Source organism: Streptomyces sp. NPDC056628 (assembly GCF_042792555.1).
Taxonomy (GTDB): domain Bacteria; phylum Actinomycetota; class Actinomycetes; order Streptomycetales; family Streptomycetaceae; genus Streptomyces.
Genome location: NZ_JBHTWG010000005.1, coordinates 190,020 through 205,157, shown reverse-complemented (window position 1 = coordinate 205,157; position 15,138 = coordinate 190,020). Strand labels below are relative to the sequence as shown.

The following is a 15,138-nucleotide window of genomic DNA, read 5'->3' as shown; positions in this document are numbered from 1 at the left end:
CGTGCCTGAATCGGAGGATAGACGACCTGCCGTACCTGCCGCCCCTCGAATCGGGGCGGTCTTGGCCGCGTGCAGCACCGTCCAGTCCAGGTCGGCGCGGCTGCTGCGACTCGGGCAGAAGGTCGAACCCATGCGGTGGACTTCCTCTCCTACGACGTCGGTGCCGGTGCTCAGCACCCGCATGTCCGCCACAACAGAGGCCGGGGCCGCAACATTCCCGGACCTTCACCCCAGTGACCCGGCCCACCTCACCACGGCGTCCGTGACGAGGGCCACGGCCTCGTCCTGCCCGAGGGGCGCCCGTTTGGGCACGGCGAACCCGTGATCGGCGTGGGGCACCTCGACAAGTTCGTACGGGCCGTCGGGGAACTCCTCGGGCTTGCCGAAGGGGTCGTTGCCGCCCTGGACGACGAGGGTGGGCACCCCGGCACCGAGCAGTTCGTCCGCCCGGGACCTCTCGGGCCTGCCCGGCGGGTGCAGGGGGAAGCCGAGCGCCAGCACGGCGTGCGCCCCGAGGTCACCGGCCGTACGGCAGGCGACGCGGGCGCCCGCGCTGCGCCCGCCGGCGATCACGGGCAGTCCCGGCGCGGCGAGCGCGGGCCACAGCCCCCGCCAGCCGGTGTCCAGGGTCTTCGGCGCGGGCGCCACCTTCTTGCCGGCCACCCGCCAGGGCTGCTCGACGAGGGCGACGCTCACCCCGTGCGCCGGGAGGGTCCGGGCGAGCGCCACGAGGTCCCGGGCCCCGATGCCGCCGCCGGCGCCGTGGCTCACGGCCAGCACGAGCCGGGGCCGGGGCGCCGGGTGCCAGGTGACGCGGGCGTCCCCGGCGTCCGTGGCGATAATCTCGTTCGTCACGTCAGAAGAGTGTGCCCTCTTCGGGGCCGTCGAGCTCCTTCAGCAGCTCCGGGCCGTTGTTGCGGACGTTGCTGACCAGGGTGGAGACGGGGTAGGCGCGCATCAGCCCGGCCGGCGGCGGCGCGAGCAGCGGCCGCAGCTCCTCCGGGTCCTGGCGGGCGGGGTCCAGCCAGGCGTCCCAGCGGTCGGGGGTGAGCATCAGCGGCATCCGCGGGTGGATGTCGGCCAGGGAGCGCGGGCCCTCCTCGGGCGCGACCGCCAGCGGGGCGGTCTCCGCCTCGGTCGTGATCACCGAGCAGGTCACCCACCAGGCCCGCGGGTGGTCGTCCGGCAGGGTCCGGTCCCGCCAGAACTCGTACAGCCCGGCCATCGCGAAGACCGAGCCGTCGGCGGGGAGCACGAAGTAGGGCTGCTTGCGCGGCCGCTTGCGCTTGCCCTCCTGCTCCAGGTCCAGCTCCTGACGGCCGGTGACCCACTCGTAGTAGCCGTCGGCGGGGATGATGCAGCGCCGGGAGGTGAAGGCCCGCCGGTAGGACGGCTTCTCGTGGACCGTCTCCGCGCGCGCGTTGATCATCTTGAAGGCGGTCTCGGGCGTCTTGGACCAGCTGGGGACCAGTCCCCACTTCAGCGTGCGCAGCTGCCGAACCGGACGCGGGTCCGCCGCGTCCTTCAGGGGACGGTCGAGGACGACGTGGACCTCCTTCGTCGGAGCCACGTTGTAGTCCGGCTCCAGACTCTCCTCGGGCTCCCACGTCTCGATCTCGAAGATCGCCGCGAGGTCCTCGGGCCCACGACTGGCTGCATACCGTCCGCACATACGTGCCACACTGCCAGACTCCATCCACCCCGAGGGAGCCAATGCCCCACATGGACAGCACCGCATCCACCTCGCTCGCCTCCCTGTGGGGCGAGGTCTCCGGTACCCAGACCGATCCGGACCTGTGGGTGGTGATCGCCACCCTGGTGGCGGCCCTGGCCGTCGTCGTCCCGCCCGGCCTGTGGCGGCTGTCGCGCAACACCATCACCATCGCCCACGAGGGCGGGCACGGCTTGGTCGCCCTGCTGACCGGCCGCACCCTGACCGGGATACGCCTGCACTCCGACACCAGCGGCCTGACCGTCAGCCGGGGCAAGCCGTACGGCCTCGGGATGATCCTCACGGCGGCCGCGGGCTACACGGCGCCGCCGCTGCTGGGGCTCGGCGGGGCCGCCCTGCTGTCCGCCGGGCGCATCACGCTGCTGCTGTGGCTGGCGACGGTGCTGCTGCTGGCCATGCTGGTGATGATCCGCAACGCCTACGGGGCGCTCACGGTGTTCCTCACGGGCGGCACCTTCGTGGTCGTCTCGTGGCTCACGGGACCGCAGGTGCAGGCGGCGTTCGCGTACGCGGTGGTGTGGTTCCTGCTGGTGGGTGGTGTGCGGCCGGCCTTCGAACTGCAGGCCAAGCGGTCGCACGGCGGGGCCGGCGACTCGGACGCGGACCAGCTGTCGCGGCTCACCCATGTACCGGCGGGGCTGTGGCTGTTCCTGTTCCACGCGGTGTCGCTGTGCTCGCTCCTCGGCGGCGGCCGGTGGCTGCTGGACCTGTGAGGGCCTGAGGGGCCCCAGGTCACCGGGGCGCGGCCCCGCGGCGTGACCGGGCCCACGGCGCGGCACCGGCGGGACCTCCTGCTTATAAAGTGGGGCCATGGCCCCGAACGCCCCGCACGACGCATCCACCGCCCTCTGGCCCGCCCCGCACGCGAGCGGAGCCGTCGACGCGACGGTCCACGTGCCGGGGTCCAAGTCGGTCACCAACCGCGCCCTCGTCCTCGCCGCCCTGGCCAGCGAGCCCGGCTGGCTGCGCCGCCCGCTGCGCTCCCGCGACACGCTGCTGATGGCCGGCGCGCTGCGCACGATGGGCGTCGGCATCGAGGAGGGCGTGGGTCCCGAGGGCACCGGTGAGGCGTGGCGGGTGCTGCCCGCGGGGCTGCGCGGCCCGGCCACGGTCGACGTGGGCAACGCGGGCACGGTGATGCGCTTCCTGCCTCCGGTGGCCGCGCTGGCCGACGGCCCGGTCCGCTTCGACGGCGACCCCAGGTCGTACGAGCGTCCGCTGAACGGGGTGATCGACGCGCTGCGCGTCCTCGGCGCCCGGATCGACGACGACGGCCGGGGCGCGCTGCCGCTGACGGTGCACGGCGGGGGTGCGCTGGAAGGCGGCGTGGTGGAGATCGACGCCTCGTCGTCGTCCCAGTTCGTGTCGGCGCTGCTGCTGTCCGGCCCGCGGTTCAACCAGGGCGTCGAGGTCCGGCACATCGGCTCCACGCTGCCGTCGATGCCGCACATCCGGATGACGGTCGACATGCTGCGCGCGGTCGGCGCCCAGGTGGACACCCCGGAGTCGGGCGGCGAGCCGAACGTCTGGCGGGTCACGCCGGGCGCGCTGCTCGGCCGCGATCTGACCGTCGAGCCGGACCTGTCCAACGCCCAGCCGTTCCTGGCGGCGGCGCTGGTGACCGGCGGGAAGATCCTCATCCCGGACTGGCCGGCCCGCACCACGCAGCCGGGCGACCGGCTGCGGGAGGTCTTCACCGAGATGGGCGGCTCCTGCGAACTCACCGAGTACGGGCTGGTGTTCACCGGCTCGGGTGCGGTCCACGGCATCGACGTGGACCTCGGCGAGGTCGGCGAGCTGACCCCGGGCGTCGCGGCGGTCGCGGCCCTCGCGGACTCCCCCTCCACCCTGCGCGGCGTGGCCCATCTGCGGCTGCACGAGACGGACCGGCTGGCGGCGCTCACCAAGGAGATCAACGAGCTCGGCGGCGACGTCACCGAGACCGCCGACGGCCTGCACATCCGCCCGCGCCCGCTGCACGGCGGCGTCTTCCACACCTACGAGGACCACCGCATGGCGACGGCCGGCGCGATCATCGGCCTCGCGGTCGAGGGCGTGCGCATCGAGAACGTGGCGACGACGGCGAAGACCCTGCCGGACTTCCCCGATCTGTGGACCGGGATGCTCGGGGCATAGGGCCGGGGACACAGCCATGCGCCGCTACGGCAAGCACACCGACGAGGACGACATCCGCACGCGCCCCGGCCGTCGGAACACCAGGCCCCGCACCAACATCCGGCCCAAGCACGAGGACGCCGCCGAGGGCATGGTCCTCACCGTCGACCGGGGCCGGCTGACCTGCCTCGTGGGGGACCGGGTCGTCCTGGCGATGAAGGCACGGGAGCTGGGCCGCAAGGCCGCGGTGGTCGGTGACCAGGTGGCCCTCGTCGGTGATCTCTCCGGCAAGAAGGACACGCTCGCGCGGATCGTGCGCATCGGGGAGCGCACCTCGGTGCTGCGCCGTACCGCCGACGACGACGATCCGTTCGAGCGGGTCGTGGTGGCCAACGCCGACCAGCTCGCGATCGTCACCGCCCTCGCCGACCCCGAGCCGCGGCCCCGGCTGATCGACCGCTGTCTCGTGGCGGCGTTCGACGGCGGCCTGGAGCCGCTGCTGGTGCTGACGAAGTCCGATCTCGCGTCGCCGGACGAACTGCTGGAGCTGTACGGCGCGTTGGACATCCCGTACGTCGTCACCAACCGTGAGGAGCTGGCCGACGGGAGCGCGGCGGACCGGGTGCGCGAGCATCTGGGCGGCAAGGTCACGGCGTTCGTGGGCCACTCCGGCGTCGGCAAGACGACGCTGGTGAACGCGCTGGTGCCGGAGGACCGCCGGCGCTCGACCGGGCACGTCAACGCGGTGACCGGGCGCGGCCGGCACACCACGACGTCGGCGCTCGCGCTGCCGCTGGGCGGCGCGGACGGCTGGGTGGTGGACACCCCGGGCGTGCGGTCGTTCGGCCTCGCCCACGTCGACCCGTCGCGGGTGATCCACGCGTTTCCCGACCTGGAGCGGGGCACCGAGGGCTGCCCGCGCGCCTGCAGTCACGACGAGCCCGACTGCGCGCTGGACGCGTGGGTGGCGGAGGGGCACGCCGATCCCGCGCGGCTCTACTCGCTGCGGCGGCTGCTGGCGACACGGGAGCGCACGGAGGGCGACTGACCTCCGCGTTGTTTGTCCCCCCTCGAGTCCGGTAAGGGCATAATCGCACCGAGCGAGCTCCAAGCCTGGCCAAAGGCTGACGATTCTGACGATGCGGTCACCGAAACACGGCGTACGGGAGGACAGCACATGGCGTGGCTGCTGGTCATCGTGGCGGGGCTGCTCGAAACCGGCTTCGCCGTCTGTCTCAAGCTGTCGCACGGCTTCTCCCGGCTGTGGCCGACCGTCGCCTTCTGCGTCTTCGCGCTGGGCAGTTTCGGCCTGCTGACGCTGTCCCTGCGCAAGCTGGACGTGGGTCCGGCGTACGCGGTGTGGACGGGCATCGGGGCGGCGGGCACCGCGATCTACGGGATGATCTTCCTCGGCGACGTCGTCTCGACGCTGAAGATCGTGTCGATCTCCCTGGTCATCGCGGGAGTGGTCGGCCTCCAGCTGTCCGGATCGGCGCACTGAGGGCGATCCCGGCGGACCGCGTTCAGTCCGTCAACTGACGGTCCAGCGCCTCCCGTACGAGTGCGGCGACGCCGTCCTCGCCGGGTGGCGGGGCGGCGACGCAGGACAGGGCGAGCCGGAGGGCGAGTTCGCAGCAGCGCGCGAGGCCGGCCTGGTCCGGCGGGGCGGCACCGGACGCGGCGAGCACCGAGACGGCCCGGTCGCGCACCATGGCCACGAAGTCGCCCGGCGCGGGCAGCGGCCCGTCGGCCCTGCGCTGGGCAGGCACGGCCGAGGAGGACGGCACGGCGGCCAGCGTCAGGGCGGGCAGGCGCTCGCACCAGCAACCGGTGAGCAGGGCACGGACGAGGGCGTTGTCCCGTGCGAGACGCGCGGTCCACTCGGCGGTGGCGGTCAGACGGCCCCGGACGTCGGTGGGTATGGCGAGGGCGCGTTCGACGCCCGCCAGATAGGTGTCGGCCTCCCTGCGCACGAGAGCGCGGGCGAGCCCCTCCTTGCTCCCGAACTCGTTGTAGAGCGTCTGCCTGGAGACCCCGGCCGCCACGGCCACGTCGACCATCCGCACGGCTGACCACGGCCGGCGCGCCAGCGCCGTGTGGGCGGCGTCGAGCAGGGATTCCCGCGCTGCAGGCATCATCGCCTCCTGGGGCGAGCGGCTTAGCGCCCAGATTTGACGGGGGCGGGGGCACTGTCAAGGGCCCGCGAGGGCGTACGGGCACCCTTCGGCCGGGTGTTCGGAGCCGGGACCGGGCCCCGGTGGCGCGCGGGACCGGACCCGCGCGGGGGCGTGGTGGCCCCACCCCGATCACGACAGATACGGTTCGTTCCATGCCGGACTACCTCGACGATCTCCGCCTCGCCCACGTCCTCGCGGACGCCGCCGACGCCGTCACCATGGACCGCTTCAAGGCGCTCGACCTCAAGGTCGAGACCAAGCCGGACATGACGCCGGTGAGCGAGGCCGACCGGGCGGCCGAGGAGCTGATCCGGGGGCAGCTGCAGCGGGCCCGCCCGAGGGACGCGATCCTCGGCGAGGAGTACGGCGTCGAGGGGACCGGCCCCCGCCGCTGGGTGATCGACCCGATCGACGGCACCAAGAACTACGTCCGCGGCGTCCCGGTGTGGGCCACGCTCATCTCGCTGATGGAGGCGGGTGAGGGCGGTTACCAGCCCGTCGTCGGTGTCGTGTCCGCGCCCGCCCTCGGCCGGCGCTGGTGGGCCGCCAAGGGGTACGGGGCGTTCAGCGGGCGCAGTCTCTCCGCCGCGACCCGGCTGCACGTCTCGCGCGTCTCGAAGCTGGCGGACGCGTCGTTCGCGTACTCCTCGCTCAGCGGCTGGGAGGAACAGGGGCGCCTGAACGGCTTCCTCGACCTGACCCGCGCGGTGTGGCGCACGCGCGCGTACGGCGACTTCTGGCCGTACATGATGGTCGCCGAGGGCGCGGTCGACCTGTGCGCCGAGCCCGAGCTCTCCCTCTGGGACATGGCCGCCACCGCCATCGTCGTGACAGAGGCGGGCGGCACCTTCACCGGCCTCGACGGCCGCCCCGGCCCGCACAGCGGCAACGCCGCGGCCTCGAACGGACTGCTGCACGACGAACTCCTGAACTACGTGAACGGCCGCTACTGACCGCCCTCTTGTTGACCCCCTCTTTACCTGTCACTCTGGGAATCCCCCCACTTGTGAACTTGTGCATCGTCGACTGGCGCGTCCGGCGCCGGGCAGGAGCGGCGGTGCGGGGGCACTTCAGGAGGTGGCTCCATCCATGCTCGTACGAGACGCCATGAGCACCGTGGTCCTCACCATCGGCCCCACCCACACCCTTCGCCAGGCAGCCGCGCTGATGTCCACCCGCCGGGTCGGCGCGGCCATCGTCCTTGATCCCGACGCGGGCGGCATCGGCATCCTGACCGAACGCGACATCCTGAACTCCGTCGGTCTCGGGCAGAGCCCGGACTCCGAACGGGTCCAGGACCACACCACCGACGACGTCGTCTTCGCCACGCCGTCCTGGACCCTGGAGGAGGCCGCCCGCGCCATGGCGCACGGCGGCTTCCGGCATCTGATCGTGCTGGAGGGCGACGAGCCCGTGGGCGTCGTCTCGGTCCGGGACGTCATCCGCTGCTGGGCTCCGTCCCGTCAGCAGGTGCCGGCCTGAGCACAGGACGGGCCGGGCTCCCGAGGGAACCCGGCCCGTCCGCCCGGCAGGCGGTCCAGTGCTGGTGATCAGCCGCGCAGCGTCCGCACGGCGGCCTCCAGCCGCTTGCCGAAGTCGTCGTCGGCCTGCCGGAAGTTGTCGATCGCGCGCTCGGCGATGTCGTCGCGCGTGACCCCGGAGATGGCGTTCGCCAGGTTGCCCACCAGGCGCTCCTTCTCCTCCTCCGTCATCAGCCGGTAGAGGTTGCCCGCCTGGACGAAGTCGTTGTCCTCGGCGTGCAGGGGCGTGACCGTCTCCCCGGTGACCCCGGAGACCTGGACGGGCTGCCACAGCGGGCGGTCCGTCTGGAAGGGGCCGCCGAAGCTGTTCGGCTCGTAGTTCTTCGCCCCCTTGTGGCGGCCGTCGTACAGATGACCGTCACGGGAGTGGGTGCGTGCCTCGGTGGCGTGCGGGCGGTTCACCGGCAGGTGGTCGGCGTTGATGCCGACGCGGTAGCGGTGGGCGTCGCCGTAGGAGAAGAGACGGCCCTGGAGCATCTTGTCCGGGGAGGGACCGATGCCCGGCACGAAGTGGGCGGGGCTGAAGATCGACTGCTCGACCTCGGCGAACATGTTCTCCGGGTTGCGGTTGAGCTCCAGCTTGCCGAACTCGATCAGCGGGTAGTCCGCGTGCGGCCAGACCTTGGTCAGGTCGAACGGGTTGAAGCGGTAGGTCGCCGCCTCGGCCACCGGCATGAGCTGGACGGAGACGGTCCAGGACGGGTACTCGCCGCGCTCGATGGCCTCGCGCAGGTCCCGCTGGTGGGAGTCGGGGTCCTTGCCCGCGAGGATCTCGGCCTCCTCGGCGGTCAGGTTCTTGATGCCCTGGTCCGTCTTGAAGTGGTACTTGACCCAGAAGGCCTCGCCGGCCTCGTTGTTCCACTGATAGGTGTGGGAGCCGAAGCCGTCCATGTGGCGGTAGGACGCCGGGATGCCGCGGTCACCGAACAGCCAGGTCACCTGGTGCGTGGACTCGGGCGACAGACCCCAGAAGTCGAATACGTTGTCCGCCTCCTGCGAGCCGGTGTACGGGTCGCGCTTCTGGGTGTGGATGAAGTCGGGGAACTTGATGGCGTCGCGGATGAAGAACACCGGGGTGTTGTTGCCGACGAGGTCGTAGTTTCCCTCCTCGGTGTAGAACTTCACCGCGAAACCGCGCGGGTCGCGCACCGCGTCGGGGGCGCCGAGGTTGCCCGCGACCGTGGAGAAGCGCAGGAAGACCTCGGTCTCCTTGCCGACCTCGGACAGGAACCTCGCCCGGGTGTATCCGGTGACGTCGGCGGTCACCGTGAAGGTGCCGTAGGCGCCGGCACCACGGGCGTGCACCACGCGCTCCGGGATGCGCTCGCGGTTGAAGTGGGCCAGCTTCTCCAGCAGGAGCTGGTCCTGGACGAGGACCGGGCCGCCGATCCCCGCGGTCTCGCTGTTCTGGTTGTCGGCCACCGGAGCTCCGGCCTTCGTCGTGAGCGGTCCCTGGGTCACGTACGCCTCCTGCGTGGTTCTGTGTGAATCCGACCGTTCCTGTCCCTTGGTCAAAGTCGTTACCGATCCTACAATGGACACTGTCTAAGTCAAGCTGCGCTCCAAAGTCACATCGGTTCAGAATCTGGTCCTGGTGCTGTTAAGGTGTCGTGCATGAGTGACCTTCTGGAACGGCTGCGTGGACGCGGATGGCGCATGACCGCACAGCGGCGTGTCGTGGCCGAGGTCCTCGCCGGCGAGCACGTCCATCTGACGGCCGACGAGGTGCACGCCCGAGCTGTCGCCAAGCTGCCCGAGATCTCCCGCGCCACCGTCTACAACACGCTGGGTGAGCTGGTCTCGCTCGGCGAGGTGATCGAGGTCTCCACCGACAAGCGCGCCAAGCGGTACGACCCGAACGCCCACCAGCCGCACCACCACCTGGTGTGCGCCCGGTGCGGCACGATCCGGGACGTCCACCCCACGGGGAACCCGATGGCCGACCTTCCCGACTCCGAGCGCTTCGGCTTCTCGGTCTCCGAGGTCGAGGTGACCTACCGGGGCGTCTGCCCGAACTGCTCGAAGGCCTGAGCACGCGCTTCCGAAGCCCCGGCGCCCCTGCGGTGCCGGGGCTTCGCGCTGCCCGGCGACCGTGGGATGCATGACGGCACAAACGCCAAGGGCCGGAATCCTGGGATTCCGGCCCTTGGCCTTCAGTAGCGGGGACAGGATTTGAACCTGCGACCTCTGGGTTATGAGCCCAGCGAGCTACCGAGCTGCTCCACCCCGCGTCGATGAAATGAACACTACGTCAAGGACGCGGACAGAGGCAAATCACTTCAGGCCGAGAGCTCCTCGCGCAGGGCGTCCCGCAGGCGCGCCGCGCGCTGGGCGACCTCCTTCGGACCGAGGGCCACCGCGCGGTCGGCCCACCGCTGGCCCTCCGCCAGCTCGCCGCGACGCGCGTAGACCAGGGCGAGGCGCAAGGCCGACCGCCCGTGCCCGGCGTCGGCCGCACGGGTCCACCACACGGCGGCCTCGGGCTCGCTGCCCTCCCTGGCCAGCAGCAGGCCGAGGTTGAACGCGCCGTTGCGGGAGCCGGCCTCGGCGGCCCTGCGGTACCACTCGGCCGCCTCCACCACGTCGCCCCGCGCCGCGGCCAGCATCCCGACCCGGACCTGGGCGCGCCGGTGGCCCTGGGTCGCCGCCCGCTCGTACCACTCCTCGCACTCGGTCTTCTCGTGCACGGTCTCCCCGAGCTCGTGCGCGGGCTCCGGCGGGCGCCGCGCGTCGAGCAGGGTCGCCAGCCGGTACGCCGCCTCGGCGCTGCCGGCCCCGGCCGCGCACCGCAGATGCCGCTCGGCCGCGAACTCGTCCCCGTCCCGCAGGCACGCGATGCCGACCTGGAGGGCCGCCTCCGAGTGCCCGGCGGCGGCCGCGCGCCCGTACCAGCGCAGCGCGGCCTCCTCCTCACCGCGCCCGGCGTGCAGGATGCCCAGATTGAACGCGGCGTCCACGCTCCCGGCCTCGGCGGCCTTGGAGAACCAGGGCTCGGCGCCCGCGGCGTCCCCGCCCTGCAGCAGCAGGATGGCCAGCGCGTTCGCCGCCTCGCGGTGCCCGGCGTAGGCGGCCCTCCGGTACCACTGCTCGGCCTGCGCGGTGCGCTTCTGCTCGGCGCAGAGCAGCCCCAGGTTGTAGGCGCCGTTCACGTCACCGGCGTCCATGGCGGCCCGGTACCAGCGCTCGGCGGTCTGCGTCTCGCCCCGCTCGGCGTGCAGCGCGCCCAGCGCGTTGGCCGCGTTGCCGTCGCCGTCCTGGGCGGCCCGCAGCCACCACACGGCGGCGCTCTCGCTGTCCCCGGCGTCGCGCAGCAGGAAGCCCAGCGCGCAGGCGGCCCGCGGCTCGCCGTCCTTGGCGGACGTCAGGTACCAGCGCCCGGCCTCCTTGAGCTCTCCCCGCCGTTCGAGGATGGCCCCGAGGTGCAGGGCGGCCCTGCGGTGTCCGCGCGCGGCGGCCTGCCGGTACCACTGCTCGGCCTCCTCCGGCGAGGCCCCGTCCGCGGCGACACCGTTGTCCGGGCCGTCCAGGTCCGTACGGCCGGCCTGCCGGTCGAGCGCGCGGGCCAGCCGGTACGCCGCCTCGCGGTGGCCGCGCTCGGCGGCCGCCCGCATCCAGCGCTCGGCGCCGGGGTCGCCGCGGTGCTCCAGCAGATCGGCGAGCGCGTACGCGCCGAGCGCGTGCCCCTGCTCGGCGGACTGCCGCAGCCAGTACTCGGCGGCGGGCTCGTCACCGCGCTCGCGGTGGTGCCGGCCGAGCGCGTGCGCGGCGGCGGCCGACCCGGCGACGGCGGCGATCCGCCACCAGCCGGCGGCCTCGTCGGCGTAGCCGCGCTGATGCAGCAGCACACCCAGGTTGTTGGCCGCGGCCCGGTCGCCCGCGGCGGTGGCCGCGCGCAGATGCGGCTCGGCGCCGTCGAGGTCGCCGCGGCGCAGCAGCATGGCCCCGAGGACGCTCATGGCCTCGACCTCGCCGCTCTGAGCGGCGAGCCGGTGGCGCGCCTCCTCGGCGGCCTCCCCCGCCTCCTCGGCGGCCTCCCCCGCCTCGTCGGCGTCCACCGGGCGGCCGGGAACCGCGGTGGCGTCGGGCTGCACCAGGTCACTCATCGACTGCGAGGCGTCCCCTGTCGGCTGCACGAAATCGCCCACCGACCGTACAAAGCCGGCAGGCTGCACAAACCGCCCTGTCTCCAACAGAGTTGCCTTGTCCCCCATAACGTCCATCGTCGCACCACCTGCAACCTGGGTACACCTGGTATACCGCAGCCAGTGAGGTCACTACAGCGTTTTGTCGACATGCCCACAGAGAGACAAGTCAAACACAAGAGGCGCGACTCACCACGGCGGCGCGTCCATCCCGCTGCCCGGCACATGCGTTCGCACACCACAAAGGCCCGGATCCATCAGGATCCGGGCCTTCGGTGTCGTGCGAACGAATCGCCGACTTCAGTAGCGGGGACAGGATTTGAACCTGCGACCTCTGGGTTATGAGCCCAGCGAGCTACCGAGCTGCTCCACCCCGCGCCGTTGTGTTGCAACCGTACCACGGCGCGGGATGGGCCCCTTCACCAGCCGAGCGTCCCTAGGTGCCGGTGGGACTGCCGGTGGGCTCGGGACTCTTGCTCGGCTTGGCGCTCGCGCCGCCGTCACCGACACCGCTCGCACCCTTGTCCGCGGTGTCCTGGGCGTCCTCGGCCCGCCGCAGCGCGTCCTGCAGGTCCTTCTGCGCCTGGCCGTACGCCTCCCAGTCACCCTTCTTCAGGGCCTCCTGGCCGGCGTCGAACGCCTTCTGGGCGTCGTTCAGCGCGTCCTGGACCGTCGGATCGGTGGACTTCGGCGGCGGCTTCGTACCGCCGTCGTCTCCCCTGTCCGGCGGCTCGGCGGTCGAGCCCTCGGCTCCGAAGACCTTGTTCAGCGCCTCGTCGAGGGTGTCCTCGAACGCGGTGGCGCCGCCGTAGGAGACCAACACCTTGCGCAGCAGCGGGTACTTCAGCCCGCCGCCTCGGACGTAGACCGGCTCCACGTAGAGCAGTCCGCCGTCCAGCGGGACCGCCAGCAGGTTGCCGTACTCGACCTCCGAGTCGCCGCCTCTCAGCAGCCTGATCGTCTCGGCGATGTTCTGCTCGGAGTTGAACTGGCTCTGCACCTGACTGGGCCCGTTGACCGTGGTGTTGGTCGGCAGTTTCAGAATTCTGATCTTGCCGTAGTCACTGGTCCCCGCTTCGGCGTCGACGGCCATGAACGCGCTGAGGTTGTCCCTGCCGTTGGGCGTCAACGTCGTCGTCAGGGAGAACGCCTGCGCCTTCTGGTCAGGCATCTTCATGCTCAGGTAGTACGGCGGCACCGCGCTGCCCGACTTGTTGGTCGGGTCGTCCGGCACCTGCCAGACCTCGCTGCCGCTGAGGAACGTCGTCGCGTCCTTCACGTGGTAGCGGGTGAGCAGCTCGCGCTGGACCTTGAACAGGTCCTGCGGGTAGCGCAGATGGGCCATCAGACCGCTGGAGATCTCGCTCTTGGCCTTCACCGTGCCGGGGAACGCCTTCATCCAGGTCTTCAGGACGGGGTCCTTGGTGTCCCACTGGAACAGCTTGACCTCGCCGGTGTAGGCGTCGACCGTCGCCTTCACCGAGTTGCGGATGTAGTTGACCTGGTTCTGCTGGGCCACCACCGCGCGGTTGTCGTTGGTGGCGGTCAGCGAGTCGGCCGTGGTGTCGCCCAGGGTCGTGCGCGAGGAGTACGGGTAGCCGTTCGTCGTCGTGTAGGCGTCGACGATCCACTGGATCCGCCCGTCCACGACCGCCGGGTAGGCGTCGCCGTCGATGGTCAGCCACGGGGCGACCGCCTCGACGCGCTCCTTGGGCGTGCGGTTGTACAGGATGCGCGAGCCGTCGCCGATGGCGCCGGAGTACAGGATCTGCGGCTCGCCGAACGCCACGGCGTACGCGGCCCGGTTGACCGGGCTGGAGAGGCTGACCCCGCTGCCGCCCTTGTAGCTGTAGGTCTTCTCACCGCTGTCGTCGGAGTAGTCGATCTCCTTCTGGGGACCGCCGACGATCGAGTACATCGTGGTCTTCTCGCCGTAGTAGACCCGCTGCTCGTACGTGCCGAGGTCGCCCTTGGACGGCAGGTCGGACTCGGTGAAGTCCGGACGGCCCTGGGAGTCGGCGTTGGTGCCCTCGGCGGCGACGGCGCCGTAGCCGTGGGTGTACCGGAAGTGGTCGTTGATCCAGTTGCGCTTCGGGATGCCGTTGAGGTTGATCTCGCGCAGACCGATGACCGTGTCCTGGTCCTTGCCGTCCTTGCTGTACCGGTCGACGTCCAGGTTGGTCGGGAACGCGTAGTAGTTCCTGATCTGCTGGAGCTGCTGGAACGTCGGCGAGACGATGTTCGGGTCCATGATCCGGATGCTCGCCGTGGGGCCCACGTCGTCGCGCAGCTCGGTCTTGTCCTCGGTCTTGCTGGTGCCCGGGTACTCGGTCACCTGCGTGCCGTCGATGCCGTAGGCGTCGCGCGTCGCCTTCAGGTTCTTCTCGACGTACGGCGCCTCCTTGGCCTGCTCGTTCGGCTGGACCTGGAACTTCTGCACGATCGCCGGGTACAGGCCGCCGATGAGGATCGCGGACAGCACCATCAGGCCGAAGCCGATCACGGGCAGCTGCCAGGTGCGCCGCCACAGGGTGGCGAAGAACAGCAGGGCGCAGATGACGGCGATGCAGAACAGGATCGTCTTCGCCGGCAGATAGGCGTTGGCGTCGACGTACCGCAGGCCGGTCCAGTTGTCGGTGGCCTTGAAGTCACTGGACTTGACGGCCAGCCCGTACCGGTCGAGCCAGTAGGCGACGGCCTTCAGCGTGACGAAGATGCCGAGGAGGACCGACAGGTGCCCGGTGGCCGCGGCCGTGGCGCGCGCGCCGGGGCTCGTGATCCGCAGCCCGCCGTAGAGGTAGTGGGTGAGCGCGGCGGCGATCACGGAGAGGATCACGGCGGCGAAGCCGAAGCCGAGCAGGAACCGGTACCAGGGCAGGTCGAAGGCGTAGAAGCCGACGTCGAGGTGGAACTGCGGGTCCTTCTCGCCGAAGGGCACGCCGTTGACCCACATCAGCCAGGTCCGCCACTGACTGGAGGCGGAGGCTCCGGCGATCAGGCCGACCAGGGCCGTGATGGCGATCAGCAGCCACTTCTTGTAGGGCGCGATGCCCATGCGGTAGCGGTCGAGGTTCTGCTGCTCCATCGACATCGCGCTCAGCGGCGGGCGCAGCCGGTGGGCCAGCCAGATGTTGAAGCCGACCGCGAGGGCCATCAGCAGGCCGAAGACGAAGAACAGCCCGATCTTCGTCCACAGCGTCGTGGTGAACACCGACGAGTAGTTCACCGACCGGTACCAGAGCCAGTCCGTCCAGAAACCCGCGAACATGGTGAAGGCCATGCCGAGGACGGCGAGGACGCCCAGTGTCATGAGCAGGGTCCGGACCCGCCGGGACGGGCGGCCCACTCTCATCCGTGGCCCGGTCGGGCCTCCGCCGCGGTCCGGCATCTGGAAAGCCAAGGTTTCGCACCCCGAAGTTCGCTGTTGGTCT

At 71.4% G+C, this 15,138-nt stretch carries 13 protein-coding genes and 2 tRNA genes; 7 read left to right on the top strand and 8 right to left on the bottom strand.

What is annotated here, in order from left to right:
• Nucleotides 1–225: 225 nt before the first annotated feature.
• Both ACFRAC_RS10140 and ACFRAC_RS10135 read right to left on the bottom strand, forming a co-directional pair.
• Nucleotides 226–855 carry an alpha/beta family hydrolase gene (locus ACFRAC_RS10140; protein WP_382923059.1) on the bottom strand — a complete coding sequence of 210 codons (630 nt, stop codon included), beginning with the start codon at nt 853–855 and terminating at the stop codon, nt 226–228.
• A gap of 1 nt (nt 856) precedes the next feature.
• The gene (locus tag ACFRAC_RS10135) at nt 857–1,672 is read right to left on the bottom strand and encodes an SOS response-associated peptidase (RefSeq protein ID WP_382923057.1); all 816 of its coding nucleotides are present in this window, start codon (nt 1,670–1,672) and stop codon (nt 857–859) included.
• Nucleotides 1,673–1,722: 50 nt separating this feature from the next.
• Here ACFRAC_RS10135 and ACFRAC_RS10130 point away from each other — a divergent pair, with 50 nt between their 5' ends.
• The 4 genes from ACFRAC_RS10130 (at nt 1,723) to ACFRAC_RS10115 (ending at nt 5,348) form a co-directional block, all read left to right on the top strand.
• Nucleotides 1,723–2,445 (top strand): M50 family metallopeptidase, encoded by a 723-nt coding sequence (locus tag ACFRAC_RS10130; RefSeq protein WP_382923055.1) that lies wholly within the window; start codon nt 1,723–1,725, stop codon nt 2,443–2,445.
• 97 nt (nt 2,446–2,542) lie between these two features.
• Nucleotides 2,543–3,868 (top strand): 3-phosphoshikimate 1-carboxyvinyltransferase, encoded by a 1,326-nt coding sequence (aroA, locus tag ACFRAC_RS10125; protein ID WP_382923053.1) that lies wholly within the window; start codon nt 2,543–2,545, stop codon nt 3,866–3,868.
• 16 nt (nt 3,869–3,884) lie between these two features.
• Complete coding sequence (rsgA, locus tag ACFRAC_RS10120) at nt 3,885–4,895, top strand: ribosome small subunit-dependent GTPase A (RefSeq protein WP_382923051.1); 1,011 nt, start codon at nt 3,885–3,887, stop codon at nt 4,893–4,895.
• A gap of 129 nt (nt 4,896–5,024) precedes the next feature.
• A complete protein-coding gene (locus ACFRAC_RS10115; RefSeq protein WP_361344830.1) occupies nt 5,025–5,348 on the top strand; it encodes a multidrug efflux SMR transporter in 324 nt (107 codons plus the stop codon).
• 22 nt (nt 5,349–5,370) lie between these two features.
• Here the strand turns inward: ACFRAC_RS10115 and ACFRAC_RS10110 are convergent, their stop codons facing one another.
• Nucleotides 5,371–5,985: a TetR/AcrR family transcriptional regulator gene (locus tag ACFRAC_RS10110; RefSeq protein WP_382923048.1), complete on the bottom strand. Its 615-nt coding sequence runs from the start codon at nt 5,983–5,985 to the stop codon at nt 5,371–5,373.
• A gap of 191 nt (nt 5,986–6,176) precedes the next feature.
• Between ACFRAC_RS10110 and hisN the strand changes: the two genes are divergently transcribed.
• Both hisN and ACFRAC_RS10100 read left to right on the top strand, forming a co-directional pair.
• Nucleotides 6,177–6,977, top strand: a complete 801-nt coding sequence (gene hisN / locus ACFRAC_RS10105; RefSeq protein WP_382923046.1) for a histidinol-phosphatase — start codon at nt 6,177–6,179, stop codon at nt 6,975–6,977.
• A 136-nt stretch (nt 6,978–7,113) separates the two neighbouring features.
• Nucleotides 7,114–7,506 carry a cyclic nucleotide-binding/CBS domain-containing protein gene (locus ACFRAC_RS10100; RefSeq protein WP_382923044.1) on the top strand — a complete coding sequence of 131 codons (393 nt, stop codon included), beginning with the start codon at nt 7,114–7,116 and terminating at the stop codon, nt 7,504–7,506.
• A 68-nt stretch (nt 7,507–7,574) separates the two neighbouring features.
• Here the strand turns inward: ACFRAC_RS10100 and ACFRAC_RS10095 are convergent, their stop codons facing one another.
• Entirely contained in the window at nt 7,575–9,026 is a 1,452-nt protein-coding gene (locus ACFRAC_RS10095; RefSeq protein WP_382923042.1) for a catalase, read from the bottom strand.
• A gap of 153 nt (nt 9,027–9,179) precedes the next feature.
• On the opposite strand from ACFRAC_RS10095, the gene ACFRAC_RS10090 reads away from it, so the two are divergent.
• Entirely contained in the window at nt 9,180–9,596 is a 417-nt protein-coding gene (locus ACFRAC_RS10090; protein ID WP_382923040.1) for a Fur family transcriptional regulator, read from the top strand.
• A 126-nt stretch (nt 9,597–9,722) separates the two neighbouring features.
• Here ACFRAC_RS10090 and ACFRAC_RS10085 read toward each other — a convergent pair.
• The 4 genes from ACFRAC_RS10085 to ACFRAC_RS10070 form a co-directional block, all read right to left on the bottom strand.
• Nucleotides 9,723–9,796: transfer RNA gene (locus tag ACFRAC_RS10085), tRNA-Met, on the bottom strand.
• Between the two features lie 48 nt (nt 9,797–9,844).
• Nucleotides 9,845–11,668, bottom strand: coding sequence for a tetratricopeptide repeat protein (locus ACFRAC_RS10080; RefSeq protein ID WP_382923038.1), 1,824 nt, complete (start codon nt 11,666–11,668; stop codon nt 9,845–9,847).
• A gap of 343 nt (nt 11,669–12,011) precedes the next feature.
• Nucleotides 12,012–12,085 (bottom strand) — tRNA-Met (locus ACFRAC_RS10075).
• Nucleotides 12,086–12,143: 58 nt separating this feature from the next.
• Complete coding sequence (locus ACFRAC_RS10070) at nt 12,144–15,095, bottom strand: UPF0182 family protein (protein ID WP_382923238.1); 2,952 nt, start codon at nt 15,093–15,095, stop codon at nt 12,144–12,146.
• Between the last annotated feature and the right edge of the window lie 43 nt (nt 15,096–15,138).